Genomic DNA, 19,399 nt, shown 5'->3' on the forward strand with positions numbered 1-19,399 from the left:
CCTACGAACATGATCCGCAACAAAAGCCCGGCTCACCATGCTTTCCTTTTTTCTTTGTTTCTTCCTGCGTAGCGTCAGCATTTGTAGCTGTTGCTTGTGAAGATGCTTCTACACCTACTTTTTCCTGCTCTGCTTTGCTATCGTCTTTTTTGAAAATTTTCTTAAATGATAAACCCATAATAACTTCCTCGATATAAATGACGTAATAACTGATCTTTAGCTAAGTCTTTTTAGCTGCGATCAATAAGGTGTAATTTAAATACATGTTATTATCTGTAGCCGTCTTAGTCAATACTTCAATTGATGGAGGTATAACTCATTAACATTTTCTATAATTAATTTACTCGAAATCTCCCTAAAAATATGGCATCTTCTACCTCTTATATCGATCTTGATAAGTAGATGGTCAGGAACTTGTTTAGGTGGGCATTACATGACGGAGAATTACTTTGGATAAATTTATCCCAATATTAAATAAAATTGCAGCTACACTAGGGATGCTAATGTTTGTAATCGGTGGTGGTTTAGCATTATTTGTCATGGTTTATGGTAACTGATATACGTCAATCATAAGCCATGAGCAACTTGGGTATAGAGCTGATGACTTAAAAGGAACGGGAATTTTTTTTGACTATAAGTTGATAATACTCCGTCCCTTTTAATAATCAGTAAGACCAAGACAACACCATCACGATATTTGACAGATTAGCTCTACATTCGCATACCACCATCTACTTCTAGCACACGTCCGGTAAAATAATCACTTTCAAAAATATACTTTGCAGCATGTGCGATCTCACTGGTTTCCCCTATTCTTCCTACTGGCACCATTTTTTTCAAACGCTCGACAGCTTCAGGTTTTAATTGTTCAGCCATCGCAGTGTTAACAACACCAGGTGCAATAGCCGCTGCGCGTATACCATAACGAGCAAGCTCTTTAGCCCAACACGTTGCCATCGTCGCAACCGCAGCTTTTGACGCAGCATAATTGGTCTGTCCGATATTTCCTGCACGCGCCACACTGGAAATATTAATAATGACGCCTTTACGTTCTGTCTGGATCATCTTCACTGCAGCCTCTCTTCCGCATAAAAAAGACCCTGTTACATTAACATCCATCACGGCATTAAATTGCTCTAATGACATCTTACTGATCTCGCCATCTTTGGCTTTTACCAACAACCCATCGCGTAATATACCGGCATTGTTAATCAACCCATCGAGCTGACCGAAGTCTTCAATAATGTCATTAAATGCCTGCACTACTTCAGCTTCATTCGTTACATCTACTTTATATATCATTGCCTTAGTACTTAGCATATGACATTGGTCTTGGGTTTTACGCAGTGCTTCTTCATTAACATCAAGCAGTGCTAGTTCAGCGCCTGATTGTGCCAAAGTAACGGCCATCATTTGCCCTAGTCCTTGCCCTGCACCTGTTATTGCAATCACGCTCTGTTTTAGGTCCATGCTATATCCTTATTTAAAGCAAAGTACATCGCTAGCACTATTATTGACGCTGATAAAACTTAAATAAACTTGAAAAATCGAGTGCTTCATTACCGTTAACATTATGAAATGCGTATAGGTTTCTTGCTAATGTACCCATTGGAATGGAAGATTGACTTTGAATAGCGGCATCCATCCCTAAACCAAGATCTTTCAGCATTAACTTACTCATAAATCCAGGTTGATAGTTATTACTGGCTGGTGCGTTTTCCATTACACCTGGGCATGGGTTATACAATTCTAATGCCCAATTTCGCCCGGAGCTTTGTAGCATAATGTTAGAGAGCACTTTGGGGTCGAGACCATTATCAATCCCAAGATTAAGTGCTTCACAGGTGCCAGACATTAAAATACCGAGCATAAGGTTATTACAGATTTTCGCCATCTGACCATCACCCGCATGACCTGCATGGAAAATATTTTTGCCAACGTGTTGTAAAATCGCGTGGGCTTTACCAAAAGCAGCCTCTGTTCCACCAACAATAAAGGTTAATGAAGCAGCTTTAGCACCTGCAACCCCACCCGATACTGGTGCATCAACAAACTGTAACCCTTTATTTGCGGCTTCATTCGCCACTAAGCGAGCTGAATCGGGGTCAATGGTTGAAGAATCGATTAAAAACGTATTTCTACAAACAAGATTAAGCAGCCCTATACCACCATGATGATCACCAAGATACACAGCACGAACATGTGATCCAGCAGGCAACATTGTAATGACCGTACTTGCCCCTTTGACAACATCTTCTAAAGAAGCTGACACAATCGCCCCTAAAGGCTCTAACTTTTTCGCTGCCAATTCATTTAAATCAAATACTTGTACGTTAAAACCTGCTGCTAGCAAGTTTTTCGCCATAGGACTACCCATGTTACCCAGTCCAATAAATGCAATTGTGCTCATGAAACGCCTCCTCTCTTGAGGTTATTGAAGTTATCTAAATCAATCTAAGTTATAGATCTAGTTGCGCTAACGGATGTGTTCCTTCTGACCATAATGACGTAAATAACGTATCGATAAGGGTGGTATCAACCTCGTTCACTGTCTTAAATAACCAATTTGGCTCACCACTTTTATCAATTAAGCGAGCACGTACCCCTTCTTGGAATTCACCCAACGCCCCACACCTCACAGATAAGCTAAGCTCAAGTTTGAAGCATTCAGCTAATGACAGTGACTGACATTGCGTCACTTGCCTAAAGCATATGTGTGCAGTTATAGGACTGCCAACTTCAAGAGTATGCTTGGCTGTTTCTATCCATTGCCCCATACCATCCATGGCTAAAATATTTTGACAAATAGTATTCAAATCACTACCGCTACATGCTGCTTGGATATGCGAAAAATAAGGCACAAGTTGGCTAGCGGGTTGATGATGAATAGTTGGCTGGGACAAGCTATCGAGCAATTCACTGACCATGGCATGATTATCATCGATGCCTCGCCAAGAGTTGGCTTGTAAATGTTCTAATACTGTCGACTTATGTTCAGAAAGTAGAAAGTTATCGGCAATATTAAGGGCAATAGCATCACTGGCATTAATGGGGGCACCGGTTAAGCCTAAGAATAAACCGATACCGGGCTCTAGCCGATTAAGGAACCACGTTCCCCCTACATCTGGGTACAGACCAATACTGATTTCAGGCATTGCTAGCCGTGACCTAGGTGTAACAACTTTATGGCTGGCGCCAATATATAAACCAATGCCGCCTCCCATAACAATACCGTCACCCCAAGCAATAATCGGTTTTTTGTAGGTATGGATAAGATAATCACATTGATACTCTACAGCGAAATAGTCGGTTAAAAACGCTTGAGATGTACTGACCGTTTCGCTTTTCATTGCATGATACATCGAGCGAACATCGCCACCAGCACAGAAGGCTTTTTCACCCGCACCATCTAGAAAAACACTCACAATATGTTCATCATCTTGCCATGTCATCAGCTTGTCTTTTAATTGCACCAACATATCGAATGTCAGCGCATTTAACGACGCTGTGTTCTCTAATATCGCGACACCAATCTTATGATCGCTATCGTCACACTCTAATTCTTCAAAACTGACTCTGCCTGTCATACCGTCTCCTAGATTAATCAGTTTTTCATGTAAATCATTACCTCATCAGGCAGGCATTACTGGTCTTATCAATGATTACTGATTCTTCCAATTAGGCTTTCGCTTCTCTAAGAATGCCTGCACACCTTCAGCTTGGTCTTCGGTATCAAATAAGTTCACGAACAATTCTCGCTCTTTCATCAAACCGTATTGTAACGGCGCTGTTCGGGTATGCTGAATTAAGGTTTTACATGCGGTGACAGAAGATGGGGATTGATTGGCAACAGATTCAGCCAACAAAATAGCTGTCTCTAATGCTTTTCCCTGTTGCACGACCTCTTCAACAAGGCGGATAGTAAGTGCATGATCGGCTGTTACTCGCTCACCACATAAAATAATGCGTTTTGCCCAGCCTTCTCCAACCAGCAAAGTCAGATTTTGTGTGCCTCCCGCACACGGTAATAACCCGACTTTCGCTTCAGGTAATGCCATCACTGCTTGTTGCTCTGCAATTCTAATGTCACACGCGAGGGCTACCTCTAATCCTCCTCCCATTGCATAACCATTAATTGCAGCAATAGATACGCCTCGAAATGAAGATAACGTTTCAAAGGCTTCGCCAAAACAACGTGCCATATCAAATGCGACCGTTTTATCGCCACTGGCAAATAATTTAAGATCCGCTCCAGCAGAAAAGAACTTTTCGCCTTGCCCTGTGATCACTAAGGCATACACATCTTTATTTTGGTTAAGCGAACACACTAGCTGTTTAAGCTGATTGAGGCTGGTTTCCGTCCATGTATTCGCGGGTGGATTATTCATCGTTATAACAGCAACGTGATTATGAATAATGGACTCAATTGCATTTTCTTTTAGTAATGACATCACCAAGCATCCCTTAACGCTATTGATATGTTTTCGGTTATATTTTGTATAGCGGTATACTTTCTGATTATAAGATTTCAGTCCCTTCGGCTAACAACCGACGGGCAATGATCAAGCGCATTATTTCGTTTGTACCTTCCAATATCTGATGTACTCGTACATCTCTGAAATAACGTTCAAGCGGGTATTCTTTGATATAACCATAGCCACCATAAAGCTGTAATGCTTGGTCACACACAGTAAAACCTGTATCTGTAGCAAAACGCTTAGCCATGGCACAATAGGCCGTCGCTTCAGGATCTTGTCGATCAAGCTTACTCGCGGCATAGCGAACCAATTGCCGAGCTGCAACAAGCTCTGTTGCCATATCGGCAAGCTTGAATTGTAGCCCCTGAAATTGCGCCAAGCTTTTCCCGAACTGTTTGCGCTCATTCATATATTGCGTCGCTTGATTCAAGGCTTGTTGCGCTGTACCAACAGAACAAGTGGCAATATTGATCCGGCCACCATCAAGCCCTTTCATCGCAAAGGTAAAGCCTTCCCCTTCTTGACCCAATAAATTACGCATGGGGATCGCGACATTATCAAACGTAATTGAGCGGGTTGGCTGACTGTTCCACCCCATTTTGGGCTCTTTTCGCCCATAGGTAATGCCTGCAGCATCGGCTGGTACAATAAACGCAGAAATACCTTTTGCACCACTTTTATGCTCTGCTTTTTTATTGCCACCTTGCTCGTCATTAACCGTTCGCGCCATTACCACCAACACATCGGTTTCACCTGCACCTGAAATAAACGTTTTGGCGCCATTAAGAATGTATTGGTCTTTTATCTTCTTCGCTGACGTTGTAAGGGCAGCGGCGTCTGATCCCGCATTGGGTTCGGTTAAACAATAAGAGCCAAGCCAGTCTCCCGTGATTAATTGCGGACAATATTCAGCCTTGGCTTCATCAGTCGCGAAACTCGCAATCATCCATGTCACCATATTATGAATAGTCATGAAGGCTGTAGTCGATGTACATCCCATCGCGAGTTGTTCAAAAATAATCGACGAATCTAGACGACTTAACGCTAAACCACCCTGTTCTTCTGGAGTATAAAGACTAAGAAAACCGAGTTCTCCCGCTTCTTTTAAAACATCTTTAGGGAAGATGTGTTTTTCATCCCATTCGGCCGCCATTGGGCTGAGCCGTTCTAATGCAAACTGACGGGCAGTTTCTGCGAAAGCACGTTGATCTTCATTTAATTCAAAGTCCATACATCGCTCCGATTGCGCGGCATTACAGCCTCAAGTAAATAGCTACTTCAAGTGAATAGTAAAGTTGGGACCTGATGGAATATCATCATCAAACCAACGCGCTGTTACCGTTTTCGTTTCGGTGTAAAAACGAACAGCTTGCTTACCGTAAGCATGTAAATCACCGTAAAAACTGCCTCTCCAACCAGTAAACGAAAAAAAAGGCAATGGCACTGGAATCGGTACATTGATACCGACTTGGCCGACTTGAATTTCGTGCTGGTATTTACGCGCAGCACCGCCACTGGCGGTAAAAATGGATGTTCCGTTGCCGTATGGGTTATTGTTCACCAGTGCTATGGCATCTTCCAAAGTGTCCACTTCGATACACATCAATACTGGTCCAAATATTTCTTGCTGATAAATCGACATGTTCGTTTTGACGCCACTAAATAGTGTTGGCCCTACCCAGTTACCATTAGGGAAACCGTCGACTGTACACTGGCTACCATCAAGTTCGCACACGGCTCCCTGATCTTTTCCTTCTTGAATTAAACCCAGCACGCGTGTTTTTGCTGGAGCGCTAATTAAAGGTCCATAGCCTGCGTTAGCGTCGTCCCAACATCCAGGTTGAATCTTTGCCATTTCGTTTTTTAAATCTGGAATCCACTCTTTTGCCCCATCAATAAACACCGCGACTGAAATTGCCATGCAACGTTGACCCGCAGCCCCAACAGATGCACCAACCAAATTACTGATCACCTGTGCCTTGTTGGCATCGGGCATTACCACCATATGATTTTTAGCGCCCGCAAAAGCCTGAACACGTTTAAAGTGTTGCGTACCAGTTTGATAAATATATTTTGCAACAGCGACTGAACCCACAAACGAAATGGTACAAATGTCTGGATGAGACAGCAGAAAATCGACTTGTTGCTTACGACCATGAATAATCTGCAGAATCCCCTTTGGCGCACCCGCTTGCTCAAATAATTCAGCTAAACGAATTGAGGTTAGCGGTACTTGTTCGGAAGGTTTCAAAACAAAGGTATTGCCGCTCGCGATGGCTATAGGAAACATCCATAAGGGGATCATTGCAGGAAAGTTAAATGGGGTAATACCACAGCACACACCAAGCGGTTGGGTAATGGAGTAAGTATCGATGTCTGTTGCGACATTCTCGACCATTTCCCCCATCATGTTGCTTGCTATATTGGCAGCTTGCTCAACCACTTCAATACCACGCCACACATCCCCTTTGGCGTCGGTTAGGATTTTACCCGTTTCTTGCGATAGTAGCGTTGCCAGTTCGTCATGATGTTCTTTCAATAAATGTTGATATCGCAGCATGAGTCTAGCGCGATCTGGCACAGCAACAGCTTTCCACGATTGAAAGGCGTTAGTCGCACTGGTAATGGCTTCAACCATTTCAGGTTCTGTTGCGCAGGGCAATTCGGCAATCACATCGTTTGTCGCGGGGTTGGTCACATCCACCCACTCTTCAGTCACTGACTGACGAAACTCACCATCAATAAATAAGGGAACAGATTTAATCATTGCTATGTCCTTTTTAGACGAGCCGTTATCACAAAAACTTATAGCGGAATTTCGATACCCATTGCTGTCGCTTCTCCCCCTCCAATACAAAGGGAAGCAACGCCGCGCATCACTTTTTTATTCGGTTCATGTTCGGTATCTAATGCTTGAATCTGCCTCAGGCTATGAATAAGCGTAACCAGAATACGTGCACCACTGGCACCAATGGGATGCCCAAGCGCACACGCGCCTCCTTTAATATTTACCTTGTCAATATCCAAACCTAATTGGCGCACCGCTATTTGTGTAACCACAGCGAAAGCTTCATTGATTTCCCATAAATCAACTTCATCAATCGACCAATCTAATTTAGATAACAATTGTTCAATCGCGTAAACAGGCGCAAGTGTGAATTCTGCTGGCTTACGAGCATGTGTGGTATGCCCCCTGATAATGGCAAGAGGCGCTAAGCCTTGTTGCTGCGCAATTTCAGCATCCATCACCACCAATGCGGCAGCACCATCCGAAATCGCACTTGAATTTGCAGCTGTCACAGTGCCATGCATCGCAAATACTGGAGTGAGCTTGGGGATTTTTGTGAGATCTATTTCGTGAGGGTGTTCATCGTAATCTAATGTCTTACTGTTATGTGTATTCGTACCGTCTTCTAGTGCCGTCACCCCTTTAGTTGATAACGAAATTGGCACTATTTCATCGGTAAATAACTGCTGTTTTTGCGCATCTAAAGCACGCTGAACCGACATAGAAGCCCATTCATCCATCTGCTCTCTGGTGTAATTTAACCTGTCGGCAATATGCTGAGCATACACACCCATTAAATCGCCTTCATAGGCATCTTGTAAGCCATCTAAAAACATATGGTCATACGTTGTTTTATGACCTATGCGCATCCCATTACGTGAATCTTTCAGAAGGTATGGTGCGTTAGTCATGCTTTCCATACCACCAGCAACAGCACAACCTATTGACCCAGCTTTAATCAAATCATGCGCTAACATGACTGATTTCATACCTGAACCGCAGACTTTGTTAATCGTCGTGCAGCCAACAGAATACGGCAGCCCTGCACCCAAAGCCGCTTGGCGAGCAGGCGCTTGACCACAACCAGCAGGCAATACACACCCCATAAAGACTTCATCAATACAATCTGGTGAAATAGGCACCGCATCAAGTACAGCCTTGATGGCAAATTGCCCTAATTGAGGGGCAGAAAACGCTTTAAGCTTGCCTTGAAAGCTACCTAACGGTGTACGTTTTGCAGATACAATCCAAATGGTTTTTTCCATTACTCCGCCCTCGTTGACGACAGCAATTGATCACAGCCTTTCGGATTTAGTATTTTTCGCACTGTGATTTCTTGACGTTTACGTAAGCATAGCACTAACATTTACGTAAACGTAAAGAAACAAATTGACAGCATGTAAAATCTTCACAATCCCAATTGAATGACAGCGATTGTCATTATTTTTTGTCTGTAATTAGGATTTTGTTTTGTCATTAACGTTTTGTTTTATCATTGCAGCTTTCCTCGTCGCCAAGTAGTTGGAGGACATAATCAGGTGGAAACATTTAAAATTAGCGAACTCGCCAAAGAGTTTGATATCACGACAAGAAGCATTCGTTTTTATGAAGATATGGGGCTTATTCTCCCAGCTCGACAAGGTAATATTCGGGTTTATCAACGCAGAGATAAGATACGGCTTCAATTAATTCTACGAGGGAAACGACTCGGTTTTTCTCTGGCTGAAATTAGAGAATTATTTGAGCTATACGATACAAATCAAAGTGATAATCAGCTCAATCAAATGCTCACTATTATTGATGACAAACAAGTCACGTTACAACGCCAACTTAATGATATTAATGTTGTAATGAGCGAACTCAATGCTGCCCGTGAACGTTGTCATCAAGCGCTTAATCGTTCAAAACCAAGCTAAGAATAGCTTATATAACAACCGAAGTTTACAAAGCGACTTAGGAGGTGTTATGAAAATTGCGTATACCCCGCTTAACTTCAACCTTGGCGAAACAATCAATATGCTGCGCGAACAAGTCAATGGTTTTGCTGCGGAACATATTGCCCCTATTGCTGCAGATATTGATAAAGATAATCAGTTTCCTAATCATCTCTGGTCACTCTTCGGGGAAATGGGGTTATTAGGTGTAACCGTTAGTGAGGAATATGGTGGTGCGGATATGGGGTATTTGGCGCACGTTATTGCGATGGAAGAAATAAGCCGAGCATCAGCCTCTGTCGCACTCAGTTATGGCGCGCATTCTAACCTGTGTGTAAACCAAATATTTCGAAATGGCACGCAAGCTCAACGTGATAAATACCTCCCAAAACTCATTGATGGTAGCCATGTTGGGGCGCTTGCGATGAGTGAGGCCAATGCAGGTTCTGATGTTATAAGTATGCAGTTAAAAGCGGAATTAGACGGTGAACACTATATTTTGAACGGCACTAAAATGTGGATCACCAATGGTCCTGATGCTCACACCGTCGTCGTTTACGCCAAAACAGATTTTAGCGCAAAATCTCATGGTATTACCGCTTTCATTATCGAGCGTGATTTTAAAGGGTTCAGCCATGCTCAAAAACTCGATAAGTTGGGAATGCGCGGTTCTAACACCTGCGAATTAGTATTCAATAATTGCCGAGTGCCACAAGAAAATATTTTAGGGAAAGTAAACCACGGTGTCGAAATTCTAATGAGTGGATTGGATTATGAGCGCGTCGTACTTGCTGCTGGCCCATTGGGTATTATGCAGGCCTGTCTCGATCTTGTTGTGCCTTATGTGCATGACCGCAAACAATTTGGTCGTTCTATTGGTGAATTCCAACTGGTTCAAGCCAAAGTCGCCGACATGTATACCCGCATGAATGCCGCACGTGCTTACGTTTATACCGTCGCAGCCGCTTGTGATCGGGGTGAAACCACGCGAAAAGATGCCGCAGGGGTCATTTTATACAGCGCCGAACTAGCAACACAATTAGCGTTAGACGCCATTCAATTACTTGGTGGTAATGGATACATCAATGAATTTCCAGCAGGTCGATTATTACGAGATGCCAAACTTTACGAAATTGGCGCGGGTACTTCTGAAATAAGGCGCATGTTGATTGGTCGAGAATTATTTGAAGAATCTCGTTAACGACGTTTCCAATTCAAGGGGCTCTGTTTAAGACCCCTAGTAATGCTGTGCATTTAAAAAGGACGAAACATGGCAATTCTTCAAACCAAAGCTAAACCGAACGATCCGCATTTTCTCGCCAATCAACAAATAATGGTCGAGTTAATCGATAATCTTCAATCAAACCTTCATGTCATCAAGCAAGGTGGTGGTCAGACTGCGATTGATCGTCAACGACAAAAAGGCAAACTGCCTGTCAGAGAACGCGTTACATCACTCTTAGACAAAGGGACACATTTCCTCGAGATTGGACAATTTGCGGCATGGCGTGTGTATGATGAACCCGTTCCATGTGCAGGTGTTGTCGCTGGCATCGGGAAAATTGAAGGGATCGAATGCATGGTGATTGCTAACGATCCTTCAGTAAAAGGCGGCACCTATTACCCATTAACAGTCAAAAAACATCTTCGTGCGCAAGAGATTGCTGAACGTTGCCACCTTCCCTGTGTATACCTTGTCGATTCTGGTGGTGCGAACCTTCCCCACCAAGCTGAAGTCTTTCCTGATAAAGACCATTTCGGACGTATTTTTTACAATCAAGCACGCATGTCTGCTAAGGGGATTCCTCAAATTGCGGTTGTTTTAGGTTTGTGTACCGCAGGGGGCGCATATGTTCCTGCCATGGCAGATGTGTCAATTATTGTAAAAGAACAAGGCACTATTTTTCTTGCCGGTCCTCCGCTCGTTAAAGCCGCGACAGGTGAAATAGTGACAGCAGAAGAGCTAGGAGGTGCAGATGTACATTGCAAAAAATCAGGCGTTGCCGATTATTATGCCAATAACGAAATACATGCACTGACTATTGCTAGGCAAACTATTGCAAGCGCGAACCAAGTACCGACCGTAACAGCTCAAAAAACCACTTTGCCGCCACGTTATAACGCTGAAGAGATTTACGGCATCATTAACGCTAATTTACGCCACTTGTTCGATGTTCGAGAAGTCATTGCCCGCGTCGTCGACGATTCTGATTTTGATGAATTTAAAGCCTTTTATGGCACAACGCTTATTTGTGGTTTCGCCCATTTATACGGTCATCCTATTGGTATTGTGGCCAATAACGGCATTCTTTTTTCAGAATCGTCCCAAAAGGGTGCGCATTTTATTGAGCTTTGCGCCAAACGAAAAATCCCCCTGCTGTTCTTGCAAAATATCACTGGGTTTATGGTCGGTAAAAAATATGAATCAGAAGGGATAGCCAAACATGGTGCCAAACTGGTCATGGCTGTTGCATGTGCTGATGTGCCTAAATTTACCGTGATTGTGGGCGGCTCTTATGGTGCTGGCAATTATGGCATGTGCGGGCGTGCCTATAGCCCAACTATGATGTGGATGTGGCCGAATGCGAGAATATCCGTCATGGGCGGAGAACAAGCAGCAGGTGTTATGGCGCAAGTAAAACGTGATGCAAAAAATAGACAAGGCGAACAATGGTCAGCAGAAGAAGAAAATGACTTCAAACAACCAATCATTGAGTTATATGAAAACCAAGGACATCCCTACTATGCCAGTGCACGGTTATGGGATGACGGCATTATCGATCCTAAAGATACAAGGGATATTGTCGGACAAGCCCTTACTGCGGCATTACGCGCACCTATTCCTGACAGTCAGTTTGGTATTTTCCGAATGTAATAGTCGAATATAATAGCCAGTGTAAAGGCCGTACATAATCCTAATATTTAGCCCGAATGTAGAGAGCGCTAAAAATGAAAAAATACAAGCTGAATCAAAGTAGACAGGCTGAAAATACACAACAAACAAACGAACAGAGTGATACAGAATCGAGTGATGTATTATGTAAAATCGATGCCAATGGCATTGCAACACTCACTCTTAATCGTGTGAGTAAAAAGAATGCCTTTGATGATGCAATGATAGAAAGCCTTATTCATTACATAGACACCCTCGCCGCTATTCCTACTATTCGGTGTTTACTGTTACGGGCAAACGGCACGCATTTTTCAGCCGGCGCAGATCTTCATTGGATGCAATCAATGGCGACAAAATCCGTTAAAGAAAATCATCAAGATGCCCAACAACTTGCCCACCTAATGCAAGTTCTTGATACATTTCCTCATCCAACGATTGCTGTTGTACAAGGCTGGGCTTTTGGTGGTGCATTAGGCTTGATTTGCTGCTGTGATATCGTTATCGCACAGTCTGATTCACAGTTTTGCCTAAGTGAAGTGAAATTAGGGCTTATTCCAGCGACAATCGGGCCTTATGTCTGTCGCGCTATCGGTGTTCGTTATGCTCGACGTTACATGCTGACGGCCGAACGTATTGATGCAAACACAGCACAACACATCGGGTTAATACACCTTATTGTCGATACCGAAGCGAAAGCAGAAAAAAACAGATTAGAACAGCAAATAACCCAGCTTACCCAAGCCATCTTAAATAATAGCCCTGCCGCCCTGCAACAAGCTAAAGCACTATGTCATACATGTGAAAACCAACCTATTGATAAAAAGTTAATCAAATATACCAGTCATTTAATTGCCGATATTCGTATATCAGAGCAAGGGCAAGAAGGATTAAGCGCTTTCTTTGATAAACGTCAACCATCATGGTGTGCTAATACCAAGGTCAGTACGAAGGAAAGGGAATGAATAGCACAAGCTCGCTCCCTACCGATGTTACGATTGTTGAAATGGGCGCACGCGATGGCTTACAAAATGAAGCAGCGGTGAGCACAGAAGCTAAAATCGACCTTATCAATCAGTTGTCTCTAACAGGACTAACCCATATTGAAGCCGGATCATTTGTATCGCCTAAATGGGTGCCTCAAATGGCCGACTCAAAACACGTATTGGAAAAAATATCACGCCAACCCAATGTTATTTATTCAGCCTTAACCCCTAATTTACAAGGCTTTGAACAAGCAATTCAGTCGAAGGTAAATCAAGTTGCGATTTTCACCTCATCATCTGAAAGTTTCTGCAAAAAAAATATCAATTGTTCTATCGCAGAAAGCCTTAAACGCTTTGTGCCACTAATAGCAGAAGCGAAGAGATACAACATACCGGTTAGAGGGTATTTATCTTGTGTTGCTGATTGCCCCTACGATGGCGCAACAAAACCTGAACAAGTTGCTGCTATCGCCAAAGAGTTGTTTGACTTAGGCTGTTACGAAGTGTCGCTTGGTGACACCATTGGTACAGGTACACCACTACGTATAGGTAGAATGTTAGAAGCAGTACAACGCAACATTCCAATTAATCATCTTGCTGTTCACTTTCATGATACTTGGGGGCAAGCACTCGCTAATATATATCAAGCATTAACCATGGGTGTAAGCGTAATAGATAGCAGTGTTGCAGGGCTAGGTGGTTGCCCATATGCTGTAGGGGCAAGTGGAAATGTTGCGACCGAAGATGTGTTATATATGTGCCAAGGATTAGGCATAGAAACGGGCGTTAACCTGAATGATATGGCTAAAGCTGGTTGGATGATCTGTCGCATTTTAAATAAACAGCCCTCATCAAAAGTGTCATTAGCTTTGCGTTAAAATTGGCGATATTTGATTAAAAAGTCATTCTATAACAACACCTAAAAGCAATTACCGCCTAAAACCATCCATCATTAGTTAATCACTTCTTGTATATATACTCAGCAGCACGTGAATATGTTACTAACAATCTGAGCGTAAAAATCGTTGTTCCGCTTCTAACTCATTAGCAGCAGTCCATAGCATTTGCTCTCGACGTCTATGCCTATCTAAATGACAACCAATACCTTCAACTTTTAATTCACTCACTGGGCCAATGTATTGTTCTGCATGACTTGAAAAAATAGTTCTAAATTCTTCCATAGTGGGAAGACGGTAATTGTCCTCTTCGAAATTGACAAAAATGTCATTAACAGTCAATGATATATCCCTTTTTACGCCATCAAAATCCGTACTATTCATCTTATCCTCACCTAGAATAACCAGTACAAAATATCGTACATTTACATATGGTTTTTAAGTCAGATTTAAGTGTAGTTGAATTATTTTATTGCACTTTCTATCTCTAAATAAAATATGTAAAAATTCGTGTCTCTGCGTAAATTAATGCCTCCGCCCCCTTTAAGGTACACAACTTAAAAGTGATTTTTTTGGTGTGAAAGTTAAAATAATCATGAATTTAGAGATTAAGATCTAGTTCTTAGTAATAAGATTTAACCTGACCCACAAACAATTATAGAGAACTATAATTAAGGTTGTATGACAATAAAGTTCTTTTTTTATGCCTGAGGTAGCTAAATGAACACCACTTATTACCTTTGGATACACTACCGGAAATACTTATCTTTCGGGCACAAAAAGGACTTTCCTTTCATGTGCTTCACTCTTCCATTTTTTTGTCTTTATACTGCCAATATTGACGCGAATGAAATCACAAAAAAAAATAACACCACCCCCTCTAACCAAATATTGTTAGATGAAAGTAATGCCATTAAAGATACTGACGATAACACTGTTCTTGCGTGGATGGATGATTCAGAAGATAAATTAGCAGATACCATACACGATTACAGTGAATCACTGGATCAGTATGTAGGTAAAGAAGACGAAGATGAACCAATGATGAATCGTAGCTATTTACGCATTAAGTTTAAGCCGCGTTACTCACACCGTGGTTATTCTGATTTCGATGCTAATGTTTATCTTAAGCTAGACCTTCCGCATACCAAACGAAATTGGAAGCTGATTTTTGAAACCGATCCCGATGATTTTGATAGCTTAGAAAGCAAACAACGAGGTATTTCTGGTGATAATGATAGCGGCAGCTCTGCTGTTGGTGGAGTTAGACTTCAGGATAAAATATTTGGACACTGGAAAACAAATTTTGATATCGGTGTAAAAGTAAGATGGCCACCGGATCCTTTTGTTAGAGTAAATGCAAGTCGAGTCGATATTTTAAGCGAGCACTGGACAAGCCGTATAAAGCAGGAGTTTTTTTTCTATCATGAAAAAGGACCTGGTGCAGTCACATACTTCGATTTTTACCGATCGATGAATGAAGACGAGACACAAATATTTAAGGCTAGTACAAGTGGTCAGTATCTTGATGACGATGATAACTGGGAGTTAGTACAAACGTTCGAATACTTTGACCGCCTAAATGATAACCATCTTATGGAATACACGACAGGTATAAGTGCAGACACACGTGAAGAAGATGAGATATCCAACTATTGGATATCGGCATCGTGGACACAAAAGCTCTATAAAGATTGGATTTATTTAACAATAGAACCTGAGATCGAATTCCCAAAAGAATATGACTACCATATTAACCCCGGAATAATGTTACAGCTTGAGCTTTTCTTTATAAAGAATGGAAATTATGACCGACTAAATCGATATATACCTCTGCCCTATGAAAAAGATTAATCCTAATCTCATAACCAAGCTACCTCAAGATGCAAGATTAAGAGTAATCTCAGCGAGTAGCTTGGGTATAAATATAATTACAACATAAACATTAATTAAACGGGATACCAATACCTAATGTAAAGGTATAAGCATCTAAATCATCTAATCCAATCAAAGTACTAGCCTCTGCAAAACCATGCCACCCGTTATTAAACACACTTGATAAACCAAGATGCATACGCCCATATAGTTGGTCATCAGAGTTGATAATAATAGGTAAAATCATACCTGAGTTATCAGCTTTCAATTGACTGATTACTTTTTCTGAATTTGAGTCAAAATCGTAATGAACGTAAGAACGTAAATAAGGTTGGAATATGCCTAAGCTCGATCGAAAAGAATGCGAAAAGCTGGCCCCTGTAATCAACATCGTTGATTCTAAGTTATCAACATCATCCACTTTAGAAATTAGATAATTGGAATTACCCCTTGACGGCCTTTCTGTATAGCGGTCACTATCCGATAGTGTATGTTGAATGGTACTTTCTAAAGCGATATTCCAATAACCTTGGCTTATTACATAACCGCCACCGAACGAAAAAACCCAAATATCAGAATCTGCATCATCAGAATTGTTTATAACATTATCACTATAGTGACTAATTTTACGTTCAATATCGGTATCAACAAGCGCATAGCTCGCTGTAAAATCCATATACCATTGATCTTGAAAATAACTGAAGTAGCCTGATGCAACCAAACCATCAATTTCACTCTCTGCGTTTTCAAGACCTGAATCATAAAAGGGTAAACCCAGCGCCACGCCAAATAAATATTTTTCATTAAGTAAGTAATCACCACCTAATGTCACTGAGTAACCTTCTCTTTCAGGATTACTTTCAACTGCCAATGCTTGCTGTTCTATAGTATTTTGTTCTTGATCAAAACGTACATAGGCCCCTAAACGTGAAGAATTGTCAGTCCCTAACAAGCCATCTTGATAAAATGTTACTTCTGTTGATTTAGGCGTTACATTTTGGAGGGGGTAAGAATTTTTAGTACTATTTCTGACGCTATTTGCTCGTTCCGTAAGATCAGCAGTGTTTAGATTTTTTTGTTGTAAGATCTTGCTTTTATTGATATTTGAAGAACGATCGCCAACGCCCTGATGAGTGAATTTATCACCTCGAATATCTGACCCTACATCCATGAGTGTTGAAATAACAGCATAAACATCTTCTTTTACGCTTGATGAATTACCATTGCTATCCTCAGCTGAAATCGCACAAAATGGTAATACAATCATAATAGGTAAAGTTCTAGCAATTACGATAGATAAAATTTCATATCGCATGTGACCCCCTAGATTAAACACACTCACGCTTTATATTATTATTCAGTGTTTGCGTGAAACTTAACTATTTAATAATAGAGAAACGAGACAATCTAGGGTGTCGCAAAAATAAACATTCCAACAAATAAATAAAATAATAAATAAATAAAAATAAACAATCGGAAAATTAATTACTTAGACCGGTAACAGCTAGTCATTCAATAGTATCAACTTATGAATAGTAAAATATTTTTGTCTATAAAACAGGTACTTTAGTGCGAATTTAATACGTCGAATTTAGCAATTTTTTATTACATAATTTTTATATTGGCTCATTGTATCGCTTTCAAAAGTTCCACTTAACTTGTAAATTGACTAAGGTGTTCGGTGTCTCGCCGAACAGGCTATTATTGCTACCATCAAAACGCTGTAAAACGGTCAACACTTGCCAATTATCAGATAAAGAATAACTGTTACTCGCCCCAAAAAAATACGAGCCATCATTATAATAAGTACTTGATAACGTTAATCGACTTAACGGTGTTATATCAAAACCAATATCGGCATACCACGTATACTCTGTAAAACTCAGCGTGCGTGCTGTAAGCGGCAAATTTAAGAACAGCAGTGCGTTACTTGGATCTTGAGGATTAGAGATAAACAATAACGAAGCCCTTGTCATCCAATTTCTTTTTCCACCAAAGCTATAATCTGTTTCAATAGTGGCAACCGTTGACGAATCTAGTGGCCCCCCCATCCACTCGCTTCGTTCAGGCTCAAACCAGCTAATTTCACCACGTAAACCTGCACCTTGAATGTCGCCAGCAAACCCTGCGCCAATAATATGATCTAGCCCAGATTTTCCCACCAACAACTGCATGTCCCACCCTTGGTGGTTAAACAAATACCGACCCGCGTAGCTATCCAGTTCACTGTTTTGGCTTGGGTTATACACCAGGTCAAACGCACTGGCGAAACCCAGTTTACGACTTACCAAGATGGCGTCTGATCCCGAACGTTCTTCGTAGTCAAAATCATATATAGAGTAAGAGTTGAAAATATCATTTGGATTCCACAATGTTGCCATTGCCCAGTTAATACGAAAACGCCCAGCACGAACTTGCCAATCATTTTCCTGCCAATCAAGATACAAGCGATCGAGCTGGCTATTGGCTACAACGCCATTCTTATCTACCCAGTTTTTAGATAAATCCATATAACCGGGATCAAAGCCCACCAAATTGCCATACCCTGCGATTTCAGCTGAATCACCAAAGAGTAATCGATTTCTCATTCCTACATTAACGCGCAGGTGACGGTTAAATCGGAATTCAAAATTAAAACGCTGATGGATCAGGTTATCTAGGCTGTTCCCTTGGTTCTCAATACCCGTTGTATTTGCACTTTTACTATCAGGAAACGAGCCTGTTGCCATATATTTCACGTAACCCGTTAAATCCCAATTTTTCTCGGGCTCTAATCCGGGTATTTGAGCCAATACTACTGAGCTACACGCACACGAGATAACAACGGCTAGCATCGTTTTTAACACGGTATGTGATAGCTGACGTTTCACTGACGACGATCCTCTTTCAACTGACCGTCTTCAAACACAATAACTCTGCGTGCACGTTTAATGACTCGAGGATCGTGAGTCGAAAAAATAAACGTCGTACCTTCTTGTTGATTTAGCTGCTGCATAATATCCAGCAATTCTGCTGTACTTTTAGCATCTAAGTTTGCGGTAGGTTCATCCGCCATTACAAATCTTGGTCGTGGTGCTAATGCGCGAGCTACTGCAACACGCTGCTGCTGACCACCAGATAGCTTAGTCGGTCTTTTATGCAGTTGTTCAGCGAGCCCTACTTGTTCCAATAAGTCACTCGCTCGTTGGCGACATTCCGCTTCTTTATGACCTTGTAACTGCATAACAAATTCTACGTTTTCTAATGCCGTTAATACGGGTAGCAAACTGTAATCTTGAAAAATGAAACCAATATGATCGCGGCGAAAAGCAATTAAGTCTTTTTCTGATAAATGGCAAATGTTATTACCGTCTATTTTCACTTCACCAGACGTGGGAACATCAATGCCACCAAGCATATTCAGCAGCGTCGTTTTACCCGACCCCGATGGACCCATTACCGCGACAAATTCACCTTGTTCAATGGTTAAATCGAGCGACTTAACAGCATGAACGGGAAAATCAGATTCCGGATTATATGTTTTACACAATTGATTAATTTGAATGCTCATAA

The 19,399-nt window shown here is 41.6% G+C and carries 18 protein-coding genes; 6 read left to right on the forward strand and 12 right to left on the reverse strand.

From position 1 onward, the window contains the following. Position 1: 1 nt before the first annotated feature. The 8 genes from C9J12_RS09165 to C9J12_RS09205 all read right to left on the reverse strand — a co-directional run bounded on the left by C9J12_RS09165 (position 2) and on the right by C9J12_RS09205 (position 8,531). The gene (locus C9J12_RS09165; RefSeq protein ID WP_107242427.1) at positions 2-178 is read right to left on the reverse strand and encodes a CCGSCS motif protein; all 177 of its coding nucleotides are present in this window, start codon (positions 176-178) and stop codon (positions 2-4) included. Between the two features lie 533 nt (positions 179-711). Then, positions 712-1,470 carry an SDR family oxidoreductase gene (locus tag C9J12_RS09175; RefSeq protein WP_107242428.1) on the reverse strand — a complete coding sequence of 253 codons (759 nt, stop codon included), beginning with the start codon at positions 1,468-1,470 and terminating at the stop codon, positions 712-714. Positions 1,471-1,510: 40 nt separating this feature from the next. Next, on the reverse strand, positions 1,511-2,410 hold the full coding sequence (gene mmsB / locus C9J12_RS09180; RefSeq protein ID WP_107242429.1) for a 3-hydroxyisobutyrate dehydrogenase: 900 nt from the start codon (positions 2,408-2,410) through the stop codon (positions 1,511-1,513). Positions 2,411-2,459: 49 nt separating this feature from the next. Then, a complete protein-coding gene (locus C9J12_RS09185; protein ID WP_107242430.1) occupies positions 2,460-3,587 on the reverse strand; it encodes an enoyl-CoA hydratase/isomerase family protein in 1,128 nt (375 codons plus the stop codon). Positions 3,588-3,662: 75 nt separating this feature from the next. Further along, positions 3,663-4,451, reverse strand: a complete 789-nt coding sequence (locus C9J12_RS09190) for an enoyl-CoA hydratase (protein WP_170111746.1) — start codon at positions 4,449-4,451, stop codon at positions 3,663-3,665. Between the two features lie 67 nt (positions 4,452-4,518). Next, on the reverse strand, positions 4,519-5,709 hold the full coding sequence (locus C9J12_RS09195; protein WP_107242432.1) for an acyl-CoA dehydrogenase family protein: 1,191 nt from the start codon (positions 5,707-5,709) through the stop codon (positions 4,519-4,521). Positions 5,710-5,751: 42 nt separating this feature from the next. Next, on the reverse strand, positions 5,752-7,245 hold the full coding sequence (locus C9J12_RS09200) for a CoA-acylating methylmalonate-semialdehyde dehydrogenase (RefSeq protein ID WP_107242433.1): 1,494 nt from the start codon (positions 7,243-7,245) through the stop codon (positions 5,752-5,754). Positions 7,246-7,283: 38 nt separating this feature from the next. Next, positions 7,284-8,531, reverse strand: coding sequence for a thiolase family protein (locus C9J12_RS09205; protein WP_107242434.1), 1,248 nt, complete (start codon positions 8,529-8,531; stop codon positions 7,284-7,286). Positions 8,532-8,804: 273 nt separating this feature from the next. Here C9J12_RS09205 and C9J12_RS09210 point away from each other — a divergent pair, with 273 nt between their 5' ends. From C9J12_RS09210 to C9J12_RS09230, 5 genes are all read left to right on the forward strand, one after another. Continuing rightward, the gene (locus tag C9J12_RS09210; RefSeq protein ID WP_107242435.1) at positions 8,805-9,182 is read left to right on the forward strand and encodes a MerR family transcriptional regulator; all 378 of its coding nucleotides are present in this window, start codon (positions 8,805-8,807) and stop codon (positions 9,180-9,182) included. Positions 9,183-9,231: 49 nt separating this feature from the next. Then, complete coding sequence (locus C9J12_RS09215) at positions 9,232-10,401, forward strand: isovaleryl-CoA dehydrogenase (RefSeq protein ID WP_107242436.1); 1,170 nt, start codon at positions 9,232-9,234, stop codon at positions 10,399-10,401. A gap of 69 nt (positions 10,402-10,470) precedes the next feature. Next, complete coding sequence (locus C9J12_RS09220) at positions 10,471-12,075, forward strand: carboxyl transferase domain-containing protein (protein WP_107242437.1); 1,605 nt, start codon at positions 10,471-10,473, stop codon at positions 12,073-12,075. A 74-nt stretch (positions 12,076-12,149) separates the two neighbouring features. Continuing rightward, positions 12,150-13,055, forward strand: a complete 906-nt coding sequence (locus C9J12_RS09225; RefSeq protein ID WP_107242438.1) for an enoyl-CoA hydratase-related protein — start codon at positions 12,150-12,152, stop codon at positions 13,053-13,055. Continuing rightward, entirely contained in the window at positions 13,052-13,954 is a 903-nt protein-coding gene (locus tag C9J12_RS09230; RefSeq protein ID WP_107242439.1) for a hydroxymethylglutaryl-CoA lyase, read from the forward strand. Before C9J12_RS09225 ends, C9J12_RS09230 begins: the two co-directional genes overlap by 4 nt. A 123-nt stretch (positions 13,955-14,077) precedes the next feature. On the opposite strand, the gene C9J12_RS09235 is transcribed toward C9J12_RS09230, so the two are convergent. Beyond that, entirely contained in the window at positions 14,078-14,356 is a 279-nt protein-coding gene (locus tag C9J12_RS09235) for a hypothetical protein (protein WP_011221182.1), read from the reverse strand. 411 nt (positions 14,357-14,767) lie between these two features. On the opposite strand from C9J12_RS09235, the gene C9J12_RS09240 reads away from it, so the two are divergent. Further along, positions 14,768-15,826 (forward strand): hypothetical protein, encoded by a 1,059-nt coding sequence (locus C9J12_RS09240; RefSeq protein WP_107242440.1) that lies wholly within the window; start codon positions 14,768-14,770, stop codon positions 15,824-15,826. 91 nt (positions 15,827-15,917) lie between these two features. On the opposite strand, the gene C9J12_RS09245 is transcribed toward C9J12_RS09240, so the two are convergent. The 3 genes from C9J12_RS09245 to C9J12_RS09255 all read right to left on the reverse strand — a co-directional run bounded on the left by C9J12_RS09245 (position 15,918) and on the right by C9J12_RS09255 (position 19,397). Further along, positions 15,918-17,162, reverse strand: a complete 1,245-nt coding sequence (locus C9J12_RS09245; RefSeq protein WP_107242441.1) for an autotransporter outer membrane beta-barrel domain-containing protein — start codon at positions 17,160-17,162, stop codon at positions 15,918-15,920. A 325-nt stretch (positions 17,163-17,487) separates the two neighbouring features. Next, the gene (locus C9J12_RS09250; RefSeq protein ID WP_107242442.1) at positions 17,488-18,717 is read right to left on the reverse strand and encodes a hypothetical protein; all 1,230 of its coding nucleotides are present in this window, start codon (positions 18,715-18,717) and stop codon (positions 17,488-17,490) included. Next, positions 18,714-19,397: an ABC transporter ATP-binding protein gene (locus C9J12_RS09255; protein ID WP_107242443.1), complete on the reverse strand. Its 684-nt coding sequence runs from the start codon at positions 19,395-19,397 to the stop codon at positions 18,714-18,716. The genes C9J12_RS09250 and C9J12_RS09255 overlap by 4 nt, the downstream gene beginning before the upstream one ends. Positions 19,398-19,399: the final 2 nt, after the last annotated feature.

The sequence above is a fragment of the Photobacterium frigidiphilum genome (assembly GCF_003025615.1).
Lineage (GTDB): Bacteria > Pseudomonadota > Gammaproteobacteria > Enterobacterales > Vibrionaceae > Photobacterium > Photobacterium frigidiphilum.

Bases quoted from the DNA above. Each gene is read 5' to 3' on its own strand.
- C9J12_RS09165 (WP_107242427.1), bottom strand. From the start codon at position 178: ATGGGTTTATCATTTAAGAAAATTTTCAAAAAAGACGATAGCAAAGCA.
- C9J12_RS09175 (WP_107242428.1), bottom strand. From the start codon at position 1,470: ATGGACCTAAAACAGAGCGTGATTGCAATAACAGGTGCAGGGCAAGGA.
- mmsB (WP_107242429.1), bottom strand. From the start codon at position 2,410: ATGAGCACAATTGCATTTATTGGACTGGGTAACATGGGTAGTCCTATG.
- C9J12_RS09185 (WP_107242430.1), bottom strand. From the start codon at position 3,587: ATGACAGGCAGAGTCAGTTTTGAAGAATTAGAGTGTGACGATAGCGAT.
- C9J12_RS09190 (WP_170111746.1), bottom strand. From the start codon at position 4,451: ATGTCATTACTAAAAGAAAATGCAATTGAGTCCATTATTCATAATCAC.
- C9J12_RS09195 (WP_107242432.1), bottom strand. From the start codon at position 5,709: ATGGACTTTGAATTAAATGAAGATCAACGTGCTTTCGCAGAAACTGCC.
- C9J12_RS09200 (WP_107242433.1), bottom strand. From the start codon at position 7,245: ATGATTAAATCTGTTCCCTTATTTATTGATGGTGAGTTTCGTCAGTCA.
- C9J12_RS09205 (WP_107242434.1), bottom strand. From the start codon at position 8,531: ATGGAAAAAACCATTTGGATTGTATCTGCAAAACGTACACCGTTAGGT.
- C9J12_RS09215 (WP_107242436.1), top strand. From the start codon at position 9,232: ATGAAAATTGCGTATACCCCGCTTAACTTCAACCTTGGCGAAACAATC.
- C9J12_RS09220 (WP_107242437.1), top strand. From the start codon at position 10,471: ATGGCAATTCTTCAAACCAAAGCTAAACCGAACGATCCGCATTTTCTC.
- C9J12_RS09225 (WP_107242438.1), top strand. From the start codon at position 12,150: ATGAAAAAATACAAGCTGAATCAAAGTAGACAGGCTGAAAATACACAA.
- C9J12_RS09230 (WP_107242439.1), top strand. From the start codon at position 13,052: ATGAATAGCACAAGCTCGCTCCCTACCGATGTTACGATTGTTGAAATG.
- C9J12_RS09235 (WP_011221182.1), bottom strand. From the start codon at position 14,356: ATGAATAGTACGGATTTTGATGGCGTAAAAAGGGATATATCATTGACT.
- C9J12_RS09240 (WP_107242440.1), top strand. From the start codon at position 14,768: ATGTGCTTCACTCTTCCATTTTTTTGTCTTTATACTGCCAATATTGAC.
- C9J12_RS09245 (WP_107242441.1), bottom strand. From the start codon at position 17,162: ATGCGATATGAAATTTTATCTATCGTAATTGCTAGAACTTTACCTATT.
- C9J12_RS09255 (WP_107242443.1), bottom strand. From the start codon at position 19,397: ATGAGCATTCAAATTAATCAATTGTGTAAAACATATAATCCGGAATCT.